The 16,330-nt window shown below is 58.7% G+C and carries 4 protein-coding genes and 2 pseudogenes; 3 read left to right on the forward strand and 3 right to left on the reverse strand.

Annotation, left to right across the window (positions count from 1 at the left end):
- Positions 1-203: 203 nt before the first annotated feature.
- A complete protein-coding gene (locus D8896_RS18565) occupies positions 204-1,772 on the reverse strand; it encodes a bacterio-opsin activator domain-containing protein (protein ID WP_162991656.1) in 1,569 nt (522 codons plus the stop codon).
- A gap of 263 nt (positions 1,773-2,035) precedes the next feature.
- Here D8896_RS18565 and D8896_RS18570 point away from each other — a divergent pair, with 263 nt between their 5' ends.
- Positions 2,036-3,709, forward strand: a complete 1,674-nt coding sequence (locus D8896_RS18570; RefSeq protein ID WP_121823604.1) for a histidine kinase N-terminal 7TM domain-containing protein — start codon at positions 2,036-2,038, stop codon at positions 3,707-3,709.
- On the opposite strand, the pseudogene D8896_RS18575 reads toward D8896_RS18570, so the two are convergent.
- Positions 3,663-4,088: pseudogene (locus D8896_RS18575) on the reverse strand (zinc ribbon domain-containing protein); the annotation flags it as partial. The gene D8896_RS18570 and the pseudogene D8896_RS18575 overlap by 47 nt on opposite strands.
- A gap of 303 nt (positions 4,089-4,391) precedes the next feature.
- Between D8896_RS18575 and D8896_RS18580 the strand changes: the two are divergent.
- On the forward strand, positions 4,392-13,613 hold the full coding sequence (locus D8896_RS18580; protein ID WP_162991657.1) for a PKD domain-containing protein: 9,222 nt from the start codon (positions 4,392-4,394) through the stop codon (positions 13,611-13,613).
- 72 nt (positions 13,614-13,685) lie between these two features.
- A pseudogene (locus tag D8896_RS18585) lies at positions 13,686-15,432 on the forward strand (transposase).
- A gap of 75 nt (positions 15,433-15,507) precedes the next feature.
- On the opposite strand, the gene D8896_RS18590 reads toward D8896_RS18585, so the two are convergent.
- Positions 15,508-16,143: an IS6 family transposase gene (locus D8896_RS18590; protein ID WP_121823606.1), complete on the reverse strand. Its 636-nt coding sequence runs from the start codon at positions 16,141-16,143 to the stop codon at positions 15,508-15,510.
- Positions 16,144-16,330: the final 187 nt, after the last annotated feature.

The raw sequence follows: 16,330 nt of genomic DNA on the forward strand, positions 1-16,330 counted from the left end.
CGTGATTATTGGCATAATCAGGACCCCTTGTAGTATTCGAGCCATCGGGAGAATTCGGGGGTATAGAGTCTTTTAACGCTGGAACTCCACATTACAGTAGAATGTATGTCGTATATCGGTATACAAGATCTCGGCCTCGCTCCACCACAAGTTCGGGATCTATATTTCTACAAACCACCAATCAGAAGACACTAAGTCGAAACTCACTCGTAATGGGTTGTCGACGTGTTTGCCCTTTCGAGCAGCGCTGAGAGGATTTTCCGCTGGCCAGCCCGGAGATGTTGTGTGAGTGTTTGACGACTGACTCCGAGCTTTTCCGCCACTTCGGAAGTATCGTGTTCGCGGGGCCGCTCAAAGTACCCGTTAAAGTATGAGAGTTCGAGTGCGCGGCGCTGTTTGACCGTCAGCGACGCGAGTGGGTCCGACCGCTGTGGTTGCTGCGTGACCGTCTTGGCACTGCGGACCGAGCGGACGCTCGCGTCGGGGTAGGTTTCGGTGACCGCGTCAACGAGAGTCCGCATCTCGGTTTCGTCTTGGCCGACGACTGTAATCGAGACGCCGCCGTGGTCGGCCATTACATCGACGATGCGGCCACCATGGTTGCTCAGCACCGTCTCGGGTGTTGGTAGTTTGACCTCAATTTCACATCGGGGTGGCTCTTCGACTTGGGTGACCGTCCAGTCTGCGACAGCGTTGAGTCCGGAAACGGAATCGCGGATATCTGAAGCAGTTATCCCCTTCGCACGCAAAACATACAACAGTGTGTTTGCCCTCGGAACTGTCGTCAACACAGTCAACTTCGATGAATCAGGAAGGACGTGGTCAACGGCGACAAGTGGGATGCTTTCGTCACGGAGGTCGAACTCGATTGCAACGGGCGTTGGCGAGAGTAATGATTCGCGCCACTCGGTTGAACGCAACGCGTAGCCGATGGTCTCGCCGTATTCTTCGAGCAACACCACCGATTCGGGGTCGAATCCGGGCGTCGAGCTGTAAACCGCCAGCACGCCGACGGTCGCCCCATCGTGTGTGAGTGGGACCGCCGCGGTGCTCGCGAGACCGGCTTCGGCGGCATCCGTCCGCCACTCCGCCGTCGTTGTCGCACTCTCCACGTCCGTAATGACGTGTGGCTCCGCGTTGGCGAGTGCGACCAGTGCCGGCTCGCTTCCGCTCTCCGGTGATGTTCCCGGTTCGATTGCGGCGTCGACGTACTCGTCAATTCCGGCTACGGCACGCGGAACGATCCCGTCCCCGCGACCAGTCGTGCCCAGCCAGGCCCCATCGTAGTTCCGTTCCCGCACGAGGTGGGAACAGAATTGTTGAAGCAGTTCCTCCCGGGAGGACGTCGACGTCACGATATCAAGCATCGCGTCCTTGCTCCGACGTTCGCGAGCGAGGGCCTGTCGGGTCCGGTAGGATTCGACGGCCTGTTCGATGCGGCGTGCCAGCAGGTCGTTGCGCCCGCCCAACGACCGCTTTGGGATGTAGTCGGTCACTTCATTTCCGATGGCCTCGCTGGCGACCGACTCGCTGCCTTGGCCAGTGATGAGCACAAATGGTCTGTCGTCACCCTGATCGCGGAGGTCAGCGAGGAGGTCAAGTCCGGTCGCGGCTTCGAGCTGGAAGTCACATACTACACAATCTGGATCTATCTCGGTGATGGTCGACGAGGCAGTCTCGATGTCGGTTGCCGTCCTGACTACAAAGGACTCTCGCTGGTGGTCGAGTATCTCTGCAGTCGAACTCACCCACGTCTCGTCGTCGTCTATCAACAGGACGCAGATATCCGTGTGGTCGACTACAGACTCACCAGTCGCCGATTTCCCATTCATTTCACTCATCGGTCTGGTCTCGTGTTCACGAAACGCTCGTTGGGTGTCAGTTGTACCCGTGTTCCCGGGTGGCTGTGCGACAGACCATACATGCTAGTACAGACTGGGCCGACGGGGAATAAACCCACCACCAGCGTACGCTGGTTGTCTGCGGTGTTTGGCATCCCCAAGTCTAATCATAAGCGAACCAGCAACTTTTCATCGTGGCACTCGATCCCTATTTCGTCGGCACGATACAGGCCGTCGCTGGGGCCGTCGCCTTGCTTTTCGTATGGATCGGGTACAGGAACCGGGACAAGTCGGGAAGCTGGAGCTTCGTCGTGTTCACACTCGGTGTGTTCCTGTGGGCCACCGGACTGGCTGGGGACAATTTCACCGCCGGTTTCGGTCCTTCGTTTCTGGCGTACAGAACTGCCCTGCTGGGTGTGGAACTCGCGGCCATCGGCTGGCTGTTGCTCGCGATGGAAATCACGGGGCGAGGAACCCTCACGGGCCGCCTGCTGGCGGTCCTCGGTGGCTGGTTGGTCGTGATGCAACTCCTGATCTGGACGAACCCGGCCCAGTTTGTGTTCGGTTCCGGAACTGCGTTGGACGATGTACTGTTGCGTCCCGAACCGAACCTCGGGTTCTGGCTGCACGGCGGCGTGAGCTATCTCCTTGCGGTCGTTTCGATCGGGCTGCTGGCGGGGGATGCCCTCCTGTCGACGGGTGCCAGGCGGACCCAGAACGCCCTGCTCGCGCTCGCCGCCGTCCCGATCATCGTCTCGAATCTCGTGACGGTGGCCGATATCGTGCGCTACGACCTCTCGCCGTTCGGGTTTCTCGTCTCCGCGTTCGTGTTCGCGGTAGTTCTGTACCGGGGGCAGTTCTTGGATATCGTGCCCGTCGCGCGCCGGACCGCGATGGAGCAGATGACCGACGCCGTAGTGACACTCGATGAGGACAACCGCGTCATCGACTGCAACGGAACTGCACGGCGGCTGTTCGATGTCGGTGACGACTGGTTCGGTCTGGCAGTGCGAGCGTTTTTCGACCCGCTCGGGCCAGCCATCGACCAGCACCTTGAAGACAGCGCCGACAACGAGCGGGAACTGTCGGCGACCGTCGACGGCGAAAAGCGACATTTCACGCTGACGATATCACCCATCGGGGACGATTTCGAGCGCGGGCGGGTCCTCGTCTTGCACGACATCACCGCCCAGAAGCGCCGCGAGCGCGAACTCGAGCGCAAAAACGAGTTCCTCGACGAGTTCGCCAGCGTCGTCAGTCACGACGTGGCTACACCACTGGGCGTCGTCGAGAACAAGGCCAGACTCATCGAGATGACCGGTGACACGTCACACGCCGAAGACATCTACGACGCGACGACGCGAGTCCAGAGCCTGATCGATCAACTGGAGGAGCTCGCACGCCAGGGCAAGCGCGTGGGTGACGTGGAAGCGGTCGAGTTTGAGGCCGTGGTCCGCGAGGCGTGGCGAACCGTCGAGTCGCCATCCGGATCGCTGACTGTCGAGTCGACAGCCACCATCGAAGCCGACCGCGACCGGCTGCGGCAGCTCCTCGAAAACCTGCTGTCTAATGCCGTGGAACACGGTGCAGGCGAGACCGAACCGGTCAGTATCACCGCGGGTGTCCTCTCCAATGGATTCTACGTCGCCGACGACGGTCCGGGCATTCCTGAATCGGACGCCGACGCGGCGTTCGAGCGCGGCTTCACCACCGGCAGCGACACTACCGGCCTCGGCCTGGCCATCGTCCGTCGCATCGTCGACGGTCACGGCTGGGTCGTTGAGATGACCGAGAGCGAGGACGGCGGTGCACGCTTTGAGATCACCGGCGTCTCCGTCTCCGTCTCCGTCTCCGACGACCAGTCGTAACTGGACCGGCGCAGTTCTGATGCGTTTGGCTACTACGTGAATCGCCTCGGGGTCGAGCCCCGAGGCTTCCCGTTTCCACGACGTGACTTGCAGACACGGACTCGAAGTGAGTCGTGTCCGTAGCGGTCACAGTCTCCACGGGCGTGTCTTCGGGCCATCCCAGCCCTAATTCAGAAAAGCCTCTCTGTAAGACGTTCATCGCTGCATTCGCGTCCCTGTCCGTCTCAAATCCACACGGCGGACAGGAGTGTTCTCTGACCCAGATGGATTTCGCTGTCTCCACACCGCACGACGCGCATTCTTTGGTCGTGCCTCTGGCTTCGACTTGGACGACGTGACAGCCGTACAAGTCGGCTTTGTATTCGAACAGGGTGATGAATATAATATATCTAATAATTATTTACCGCATGCTGGTATGCTTGTTATCCAGATAGCGACGAGTCAGACAGGTAATGAGAGTGGCACTCTGGCGTCGGGAGCCAGCAGGGCAACGAACTTGCTTGATACAAATGCAACTGTTCAGGACTGTTCAATCGGGGGAGTTCTCGGTGAATGGTTTCGCTGCACCAACAGTCTCGGTACGAGCCGTGGCTGCATCGAACCTTCGAGACGCGAATCCGATGCATGTCACTGGTTTACTTCCGGGAGGAACACCGATGAATCCGCCAGTAGGGGTGGACCAATGACAACCCGCTGGCGTCGACACCGGGGATTACTCGTCGTGTTGCTGACGGTTGGACTGGTGTTTGGCGGGATGGCGGTTCTGCCAGGATCGGTAGCCGCTCAAGAGCAGTTTGCAGACGGCAACGGCTCCGATACCGATCCCTACGAGATCGCAAACTGGACGCACCTCGATAACGTCCGCGATGACCTGAGTGCGAACTATACTCTCGTGAACGATCTCGACGAGTCGACCGACGGCTACGACGAGGTGGCCAATTCGACGGCCAACGGCGGCAACGGGTTCGACCCGATTGGTGATGCTAACACTGTGTTTTCAGGGACGTTCGATGGCGACAATCACACGATTTCTAATCTTTCTATCGACAGAAACACCAATAACGGGCAGACTCCTGTCGGACTCTTTGGCAGTGTCATTTCTGCCACAATCGAGAATGTGGGTGTTGAGAACGTGGATATAGACAGTACTGGTGACGATGCCAGTGGCGGATTGGCCGGATTTGTCCAGGGTGGAACGATACGTGAAACATATGTGACCGGCAGTGTCGTGGGCGAAGGTATCGATGGCGGATTGGTCGGCTACCACGCCCTCGGTACGATACACGAGTCGTATGCGACTGCGAGTGTTGATGGCTCATCTGATGTTGGCGGACTCGTCGGCCGAAGCGGTTCCGGGAGTACAATACGTGAGTCGTATGCGACCGGTAGTGTCAGTGGCTCTTCTGATATTGGTGGGCTCGTTGGGGACGGTTCTGGCACTGTCGAAGATTCCTATTGGGATACAGAGTCGACGGGACAGAGCAATGGCGGTGGCGGAACCGGACTAACGACCGCAGAGATAACCGGCGCGAACGCCACTGACACCATGGCTGGCTTCGCGTTCACCGATACGTGGCACGCAACTGCTTCCTATCCCGATCTCGCGTGGCAGGATACTGATCCATTCTACGGCGTGACCATCGAAGACACGAACACACCAGTGAGCGAAGGCGAGACGCTCACCGTGATCGCCAACGTCACTAACTGGGCTGCCGACGGTAGCCCACAGTCGATCACGCTGACTGACACCGGATTCAGCACCGAACAGCAAGACAGCGAGTCAGTGAGCCTCACGAGCGGCGAGAACACAACAGTCCAACTCGATTGGGACACCTCTGCTGACGACACCGGCAGTGGCGATCTGACTGTCGCCAGCGAGAACGACACAGATACTGAGTCAGTGACCTTTGAGGAATCGGCCTTCTTCGAGGTAAACATCACCGATACGAACGATCCGGTGATCGAGGATGAGACGCTTGCAGTGACGGCGAACGTGACAAACACTGGTGATGCGGAAGCCACACAGACAATCAACCTCACCGACACTGGCTTCACCAATAGTGAGCAGGATTCAGTCGATGTGACCCTTGATGGTGGGGAATCCAACGACTCGGTTGCTCTCACATGGGAAACAACGACCGGTGACGCTGATACCGGCGATATCACCGTCGCTAGTGAGAATAATACTGACACTGAGTCGGTGACCATCGAAGAACGGTTCGCCGCCGGCGACGGCAGCGACGGCAATCCCTATGAGATTACCAACTGGGATCAGTTCGACAACGTCCGCAATGATCTGAGTGCGAACTTCACGCTCGGAGCCGATCTCGACGAGTCGACTGACGGCTACGATGACGTAGCAAGTGCGAGCGCGAACGGCGGCAAGGGCTTTGACCCCATCGGACAGTCGGATGCGTTTACGGGAGCCTTCGACGGGAACGGAAACGAGATCAGCGGGCTGACGATCAACCGCACGAGCACGGATAGCGTAGGACTGTTCAGTGACGTGGGTACGGATGCAATAGTCGCCAATCTGACAGTACGGAACGCTGACGTGACCGGTCAGAACAATGTCGGAATACTGGCGGGCGAACACCGAGCGACGCGAACTATCGAGAACGTTACGGTCGAAGGAACCGCGAACGGCACCGATAACGTCGGCGGGCTGGTCGGCTCCAACACGGGCAAGATTACAAGCTCGTCTTCGGTTGGCACCGTCAACGGTACCGACAATGTTGGCGGGCTAGTCGGCGAAAATCGTGGCACGGTCATCGACTCGTATGCGACCGTTGGAATTGACGGTTCCGAGAAGGTGGGCGGTCTCGTCGGATTCAACAACAACGGTGACATCGAAAAATCGTATGCGACCGGCACGGTCAACGGCTCCAATCTCGTTGGCGGTCTCGTTGGGCGAACCAGTGCCGGTAACATCACTGGATCGTATGCAACTGGCGATGTTAACGGCCAATCCAAAGTGGGGGGCCTCACCGGGAGCAATTTCCTCGCCAGTGATATCACTGACTCGTATGCGACCGGCGATGTCAACGGTTCTAATTTCGTTGGCGGTCTCGTTGGTGAAAATGATATCAGTACTGTCACCAACTCGAACGCGACCGGCGACCTCAACGCCTCCAACAATGTGGGCGGCCTCGTCGGTACTAATGATGGTGCAACAGTCAATCAGTCGTATGCAACAGGTGCTGTGAACGGCTCCTCGGAGGTCGGCGGCCTGATCGGGCAAAACACCGACAGGGAGCAATTGTTTGTCTCTCCCAATTATAGTGCGACAGTCAGCAATACCTATGCGACTGGCCCGGTCACAGGCTCGGGGACGGCAATCGGTGGACTCGTCGGCAACAACACTGTGGCCAACAGTGCCGAAACCGTCGTGAACAAGTCGTACGCAATCGGCGAGGTTGATGCGGAAGGTGCGACGAACGTCGGCGGTCTCGTCGGTGCGAACAGTGGCGGCGCGACCGTCGAGGACGCCTACTGGAACACCGAAACCACCACCCTGTCCAGTTCTACCGGGAGTCCAGACGCGAACGGATTGACGACCAGTCAACTCAAAGGAAACGAGAGCCTCACCGGGTTCGACTTCGGGTCCACGTGGGCAGTGGTTGCCAACGGGACGTACGTCTCCTACCCGTACCTGCAGGCTAACGCGCAGTCGCCGGAACCGGGCCTACAGTCGGTGTTCAGCGGTGGGAGCGGCACGGCTTCCAATCCCTACGAGATCACCGATTGGAACGGTCTCAATACAATACGAGAGGATCTGACGGCGAACTACACGCTGGCCAACGACCTCAACAAGTCGACCGACGGCTACGACTCGGTGGCGAATGCGAGCGCGAACGGCGACAAGGGCTTCAAGCCTATCGGTGAGGATTCTGATGGCGACGAGTTCACGGGCACATTCAATGGCAGCGGCCACACAATCTCGAATCTGTCTATCAACCGGAGTTCGGATTCAGTCGGGCTATTCGGTTACGTTGACGGTGGTGGGACTGTCGAGAACGTCGGCATTGAGGATGTCGACATCACCGGAAACAAGGATGTAGGCGGCCTCGTCGGGAACAACTTCGAGGGCAACGTTACCCAGTCGTACGTGACCGGCACCGTCTCCGGCGACGAAGATGTGGGTGGCCTCGTCGGATTCAATGCCAACAACGGCCATATCACCGAATCGTACGTGACCGCCGATGTTAACGGGAGCAGCCCGGGCGGCATCGTCGGATTCAGTTCCGGCAACGTCACCGAGTCGTACGCGACAGGCGACGTTGACGGGAGCACCTCGGGCGGCCTCGTGGGGTTTCATTACGAAGGCAACGTTACCGACAGCTACTGGGACAGGGGAACCACGAATCAGTCCAATGCAATCGGTTCTGAACTTGGCACGAAATCGAATCTCGTGGGTTTCGGTGACGCGAGCGACCCCGACCCCGCACCAGAAATGCAGCGGTTTGCCCCGCTCGTCACTATGGATCAATTGTCCTTCGAGAGTCCCAAAACGTGGATCGTCACCGATGATTACCCGCGTCTCGCGTGGGAGTCGGTCGATGAACTCACCGTTGATTCGGTTGAGGCTCCCGACACGACCACCAGCGTCGGAGACGAGACCGACATCAACGTCACCGCGAACGAAGGCGGAACTACCGCCGGGGAGGGCGTTACCGTCAGGGTCCTCGAAAACGACAGCCTCGACGAGTTGCCCGAGGACACCACCGCGGTCACCGACGAAAACGGCAACGCGACGTTCACCTTCAACGAGACGACCGCCGACGACTACGACCTCGAATTCGCGTGGGACGACGACACGGACATCAACGACACCGCAACCGTGACCATTGAGACGGCCGATCCCGCCGCCGTCGACGTCGACGACGTGACCGAAACGGGTGGCGAGCAGGGTGAACTCACCGCAACCGTCACCGACGGGGACGGCAACGAACTCGCGGGCGAGGATGTCGACATAGCAGCGAACGACAGTCTCGGTGGACTCGCTGTTGGCGAGACCGTCACTACCGACGCTGACGGCAACGCGACATTTGCCTTCGAGGACGCGACACTCGGCGCGTACGATGTCGACTTTGAGCTGTCGGAGGACGCGAGCGTGACGACGACGGCGACCGTCACCCTCGACGCGGGCGACCCCTCGCGGCTCGATGGCGACGGGGGCGAGGGCGATCCCTACGAGATCACGGACGCCATCGAACTCCAGTCGATGGCCAACGACCGCGACGCACACTACGAACTTGCAAACGATATCGACGCCTCGGCGACCGACGAGTGGTACAACGAGAGTGATGATCCGAAGGGCTTCGCCCCGGTCGGTGTGGATTCCAGCACCGCGTTCACAGGCAGGTTCGACGGCGGCAACCACACGGTTTCGAACCTGTTCATCGACCGGAGTTCGACAAATATCGGGCTGTTTGGGTACGTTGACGATGGACGTGTCGAACACGTCGGTGTTGAGAACGCCGACATCACCGGCTCCGATATTGGTTCAGATGTGGGCGGCCTCGTCGGGAGAACATCCGGTGGCAACATCACCGAGTCGTACGTGACCGGCGAAATCACCGGCGGCGACAAAGTGGGTGGTCTCGTCGGATTCAACAGCGGCGTCGACATCACCGAGTCGTACGCGACCGCCATTGTCAACGGCACCGGAGACTATGGTGCCGTGGGCGGTCTCGTCGGGTCCATGTATTCCGACAACATCACCGAGTCGTACGCAACCGGCGATGTTACTGGCAGTAGCGATTCCAACGTGGGCGGTCTCGTCGGGACTATCAGTTTGAACGGCAACATCACCGAGTCGTACGCGACCGGCGATGTTACTGGCAGTAGCGATTCCAACGTGGGCGGTCTCGTTGGCAGCAAATCGAACAGCAACGTTACCGACAGCTACTGGGACAGGGGAACCACGAACCAGTCCGACGCAATCGGTTCTGGGAGTGGCACCGACCTCACTGGCTTCGGTGACACGAGTGATACCGTGCCCGCACCGGAAATGCAGGGCTCAGCTGCCGTCTCCGAGATGCACCGCCTCGCGTTCACGGAGACGTGGCACGCAACCGAGGGCTACCCCACGCTCGCTTGGGCCGCTACCGACCCCTACTACGCGGTCAACACCACGTCGACCACCAGCCCGGTCACCGGAGGCGAGACGCTGGACGTGACCGCCAACGTCACCAACTGGGGAGCCGCTGGCAGCCAGTCGGTAACGCTGACCGACACCGGGTTCAGCAACAGCCAGCAGGACAGTACGTCGGTCACGCTCGACAGCGGCGCGTCCAACGACTCGGTCACGCTGTCGTGGGAGACGACCAGCGGCGTTGCTGGCAGCGGTGCGGTAACAGTTGCCACCGCAAACGCGAGCAATCGGACGACAGTGAGAGTCTCGTCTATCCCTGAGACGATCTACGTCGACGAAGCCAGCACCACTAACAGCCCCGACGGCAGTCAGTCCGACCCGTACGAGACGATTCAGGCGGGTGTCGACAACGCCGATCCGGGCGACACGGTCCTCGTCAAGTCCGGAACGTACGCGGAATCGGTGATAATCGACAAGTCGGTGAACCTCGAGGCACGCGGCGACGTTGTTCTCGACGGTTCGACTGTCGACGACTTCGGCTTCGAAATCACGGGGATCGACGATGTCACCATCGACGGCTTCACCGTCGAGAACTACCTGGCTGGCGTCGAAGCCGGGGGCGTCTCGAATCTCGTGGTCAACGACACGACGATCAGGGGGAGCCTGAGTCAGGGTATCGCCTTTACCGACGTGTCCGACAGCCGCGTGGCGAACTCGACGATATCGGACAACAATCTGGAAGGCATCCTGCTGGACGACAGCAACAGCAACGTTATCACACACAACCGGATCGAACACAACCTCCAGGATCTGACTGCTGCGGAGGGCAGACAGCGATACGCGGACGGCGAAAGCGAGACGAAAAACGACGTCATCATCGCCATCGACTCGTCCGGGTCAATGGCTAATCTTCGAAAAATGGACGCCGCCAAGGCTGCCGGGAAAGCCGCCGTCGGCGTCTACGGTGACGACACCAACATCGGCGTCGTGTCGTTCAACGACACTAGCGCCACGGTGCAAGAACCCTTGCAGTCGAAAGACGGCAACGCGGACGCACTGAACAGCACCATCGACCGATTTAACCCCAATGGAGGCACGCCGATGAAGGAGGCGATAGCGACGGCCGAAACCGAACTCAACGAGAACGGGCGTCCGGATGCGGAAAAGACGGTGATGCTGATCGGCGATGGCCAACCTAGGTATAAAAGTGGCACCTACGATGCGGCGGACGCTGCCAAGAAAGACAGTGAAATCCGCTTCGTCACGGTGGGTCTCGAAGTCGGAGAAGATTCCACCGCGGAGGAGGTGCTCAAGTACGTCGCCGGGACGACGCCGTACGATAGCAGTTCGTATGATTCGGTGCAGAACTTCATCGACGAGGTCGGCGGCGAGGGCGATTACATCAGGACCGACACGGAGAACGTGGTCGAGGACTACACTGGCTACGCCCAAGAGATCAACGCTGGCGACTTCGCCGGCATCCGACTGATTAACACGGACAGCAACAACAATCTGCTCTACGACAACTACCTCAACAACACCAAAAACGTCGGTCTACAGTCGGCTGGTGACAACGACTGGGAAACAGCCAAGGAACCCGGAACGAACATCATCGGCCTCACCGACCCCGACGGTACCGACGACACGATCAGCGGCAACTTCTACGCGTCGCCCACCGGGAACGGGCTCAGCCAGACTTGCACGGATGCCGACGACAGGGGGTTCTGTGACGACCCGGCCGATCACGGTGCGGGTAACGAGGATGCCAATCCGCTGACCAGACCGGTCGAATCCGTCGCTTCTGCAGACGAAGTGATCCGCCTCGGTGAGGAACTCAACTTCTCCGCCAGCAGGTCGACCGGCGCCAACAAATATGAGTGGGACTTCGGTGACGGGACCACGGACACCGGCGAAGAGGTAGATCATAAATACACCGCACCGGGTACGTTCACCGTTACGCTGACGGCAACTGGCAAGTGGGGGTCGACCGACGAGGACACAATGACCGTCGAAGTATACGACGTGATCGCTCCGGCCGCCGAAGCCGGCAGCGACATCGACGCGGGAATCGGCGAAACGGTCACTTTCGACGGTTCGGCGTCGACGGACAACGACGAGATTCAGACGTACGAGTGGGACTTCGACGATGACGGCACGTACGAGGAAACCGGGGAGACGCCATCGCACACCTTCGAAGACCCCGGCGAGTACGATGTCACGCTCAGGGTGACGGATGCCGCCGGGAACCGCGATACCGACACCGTGACGGTGTCTGTAGTCGACGTAACTTCCCCGGCCGCCGAAGCTGGCAGCGACACGGAGACCGACGAGGGCGAATCGACACAGTTCGACGGGTCGGCCTCGACGGACAACGTCGGTATCGACAGCTACGAGTGGGACTTCGACGATGACGGCACCTACGAGGGGAGCGGAGCGACGCCAACACACACCTACAACGACCCGGGAACCTACATGGTGACACTTCGAGTAACCGACGGTAACGGTAACACCGATACTGATACGCGAGTGATAACAGTCGACGACACCGGCGGTGGGTCGGTCAACGTCGCTCCAGAAGCGACCAACGACACCTACACCGTCACACAGGATAGCACGCTGACCGTCGAGGCAACCGACGGCGTGCTCGCCAATGACACCGACCCGGACGACCCAGCGCATGACCTCGTCGCGGCCGTGCACGCCCGCCCGGACAACGGGACGCTCCACCTCGCTGCGAATGGCTCGTTCACCTACACGCCCGACGAGTCGTTTACCGGGAACGGTTCGTTCACCTACGAAGTGAGTGACGGCGACGGCGGCCACGACACGGCGACTGTCACGATTGATGTGACACCGACACCGCCGCGAGTGTCCGACCCGATAGTCGTTGAGAACGAATCGGCGATTCGCCAGCGACTGTCAATCCCGGCGAATACAACCCTGACTGTAGTCGAACGAGTGACTATTGCCGACCACGGGACTGGCCCGATGACGGCGAACTTCACCGCGAACAGCACACTCAGTTCGGTACAGTTCACGACCAACACGAGCGGGAACCTCTCCGTCATCGAGTACGCCGAACCGCCGTCACTCTATGACGACGTACCGGGATCGATGATTGCTCCGTGGCGAATGGCTGGTTCGTCCGCTTTCGAGAATTCGACTGGAACTGTCCACGTACGCGTCTCGCAGTCGGAACTGCAGACTGTCGACGCTGACGTTTCGAACCTCCGTATTACCAGCCGAGTCGACGGAGGGTGGGAGCTGCTGAACACGGCCGTTATCTCCCAGGACAACGAATCAGTGCGACTGGCAGCCACAACTGATCGCCTCTCATCGTTCGCCGTTACTGGTGTCGGCACACCGGACGCTGTCCTGTCTGTAAACTCGACAACGATCTCTCCCGGGGGCGAACTGACGCTCGACGCAAGCAACTCCACGGCGCCATACGGTGAGATCGTCAGCTACGAGTGGTCCGTCGGCGAGCAGACGCTCTCCGGCGAGACGGCAACGCTGACGCCCGAAGCGGCTGGTGAGTACACTGTCGAGTTGACAGTTACGACCGACGCCGGGCGGACGGCGACAGCGACAACGACACTCGTCGTCGAAAACGAGACGAGAAGTGAAACGAGTCCCGACGACACGAGGGACAACTCGACGCAGACGGACCCGTCGACGCCACCGACAGACGACACAGCGACCCAACCAGAGACGACGACCAGGAGTTCTGGTCCCGGTATCTGGCTCATTGTGGCGCTCGTCACGCTGGCTGGGGTCGCGCTCCTCGCCATCCGAAAGTTCCAGTAACCGGAGCTATCGCTGTCTTCGTCTGTCCACGATTGGGAACCGCATTCGTGCGAAGTTACCCTCTCTGCTACGATGGTCTCTCCCTCGATACACACTGACGACGCCCCAGCGCTTGCAGAACCAATTGTAAACCACGCGACAAAGCTCTGTGAGACAACTGATCATCTCTGGCGAGTCATCGCAAAGTGTCGATCCCGACAGCCGGGCTCACTGACCGCCGTCAACAGCACAAGGTCACATATGGCACCGAGGTGATAGCTCGGATCTATCTCTACCAGCAGATATACGGCCACACACAGAGTGAAGCCGCAACTCGTCTGAGAAACCGCCCGGTACTACTGAAAGATCTGGGTGTGAGCAAAGCATCGACTCAACAGAATCTCTCCTACGCCTACGAGCAGCTCAGCAGCCAGACAATGGCGATTCTTGATGCCGCAGCTACTGGGATCGCACAGGAAGCAGTCAACCAGGGCATTATCATGGAAGCACGGGTTCCCATCCTCCCCAATAAGGACGATCATATTGACGAGGGGGACGAACTCATAGTCGCACGCGAACACGTCCGCGAACAGGGCGGCAAGCTCGTCGAACTTGCTCGTCGGCACGCGTTCAGCGAGTTCAATTCTCACCGAGCTGATAACAGACTCTACGAGGATGAAGACATTCTAGATCTCTTTTCCACTGCGTGCCTCACACAGGGTAGCGCCCACACTGAGGGTGAAGCCGGGTGGTTCCTTGACGAGAAGGACATCTGCGACGACTCGACGTTTCTCCGAGTAATCAAGCAGTTCGCGATGCCAGCTGACAATGACCTTCCAAAGCCGCTCCAAGAGTACAGCATTGAGGATGTCGTCGCGTTCACCGAAGAGTTTCGAACAGTCCTCATGGATGCCTTCGATTCGGCGACGGAGAATGTCCTTCAGACGATCCGGCACGAGAACCCGTTCGACGACCAGCACACTGTCGCCGCGATCGACTTCACACACGTCCCGTACCACGTCTGGCCGTGGATCGACAAAGAAGAGCAGATTCCGGAAGCAGACTATCCGCCGATGGTCAGCGGGTACAAGAACGATGGCGAGCTCAAGTATGGATACGTATTTGCGACGATCACTATTGTCGGCAATCACGTCCCGATCATTCTGGGAATCGAACCGGTCAAAGAACACTCCGAGTGGGAACCCGACGACACACCGTCTGATTCGAAAGCCGACGTGGTGGCCCGTCTGCTAGACAGAGCGCAGCAGTATGTCAGTCTCGACGAAGTGCTCCTCGACCGTGGATTCTACAGCGACGATGTCTACGCCGAGACTCACGATCGAGACCTCTTGTACACCGCGCCAGTCCCAAAGTACGAAGACGACTACAAGGCGATCAAGCAGATTGAGAGCAAGGAGAACGTCGACGCTGCGGTCAAGCACGGCGTGCCGCTGGCTATTGACAAAGGAGTGCATCACACAGCTGAGTTTCTATATGTCCCGGCGACTGCTGACGATGCGGACGGAAAATACGCTGTGTTCGTGACGAATCGTGACCGCGTCGAACCTGACGAGATCCGGCATGTCACGAACAGCTCAGTCGGCGCTGGGACATCGAGAACCAGTACAAGTCGCTGAAAGCCTTCCTGCCGAAGACATCCTCAAAAGACTACCGGGTTCGGCTGTTTAACTTCACCTTCGCAGCATTACTGTACAATCTCTGGCGACTAACTGATTTTCTGGTGAAGGCAGGGTTGGATCGTGAGATGCGCTCACTCCCCGTCGTGACTGCCAAGACGTTCGTCAGAGCGGTTGGCCGGTTTCTTCGTGAGGTCGACTAGAGACTGAATCGACGCTAAGATTTCCCGTGATGAGCCGCAGCACTCGAATTTGTGGCCAAATAAACGGGGTAGTGTTCAGATTAGCTGATTCCATGCGAAGGTGAACGATTTGAGCCAGTCGTCAGCCGTGTCTGCGTCGGCGTTGCTGAAACAGTTTGAAAACGAAGAGGTTCGTTGTTTTACTTCACGAAAGATACGTTCGACGCTGTTCCGATTTCCATGTTTTTCGTATCTGAAATCGAGGCCGTGTCGTGAACAGGCGTCTTTCAGCGAAAGTGAGCCATCAATGAGAAACACGGCGTCGTCAACGTCGTGTTTCTCACGGAGCTCCGTGAAGAACGAGTGAGCGATCACCTTGTTTGTGGTTGGTTCAAGCTGTGTATGCAGCAGTTCGTTAGTGTCGGGATCGACCGCGGCATACAGCCAGTATTGCTCGTCATTGAGTCGGATCACGGTCTCGTCAACCGCGACGTGATCCGGGCTGTGTCCATCTTCGGGCTGTAGATCGGCTTTGTGAACCCAGTTATGTACGGTGGAACGTGCCCGTTCGACACCGAATACCTCAAGAATAGAAACAGTATTCGAGAGCGATAATCCAGCGAGATGCAGCTGAATACTGAGCTTCATCAGCAGGCGCGGTGTCGCTTCTCGTTCAACAAACTCTAAGTCGATCTGGTCGATACTACCGCCGAGGCGGGCGTTTTCCGGCATGGACACCTGAAAACCGTCCCGCCTCACCTTTCAAACCTTATCTGAACACCGCCTGGCACTCGGTAGTGTTCAGATAAGCTGATTCCATGCGAAGCTGAACGCTCTGAGCCAGTTGTTGGCGGTGTCTGCGTCGGCGTTGCTGAAACAGTTTGAGAACGAAGAGGTTCGTCGTTTTACTTCACGAAAG

Origin of the sequence: Halostella salina, from assembly GCF_003675855.1 — an archaeon.
GTDB lineage: Archaea > Halobacteriota > Halobacteria > Halobacteriales > Natronoarchaeaceae > Halostella > Halostella salina.

What these genes read in the sequence shown, in the direction of transcription:
- D8896_RS18590 (WP_121823606.1), bottom strand. Translation starts at nt 16,143, where the DNA reads ATGCCGGAAAACGCCCGCCTCGGCGGTAGTATCGACCAGATCGACTTA.
- D8896_RS18580 (WP_162991657.1), top strand. Translation starts at nt 4,392, where the DNA reads ATGACAACCCGCTGGCGTCGACACCGGGGATTACTCGTCGTGTTGCTG.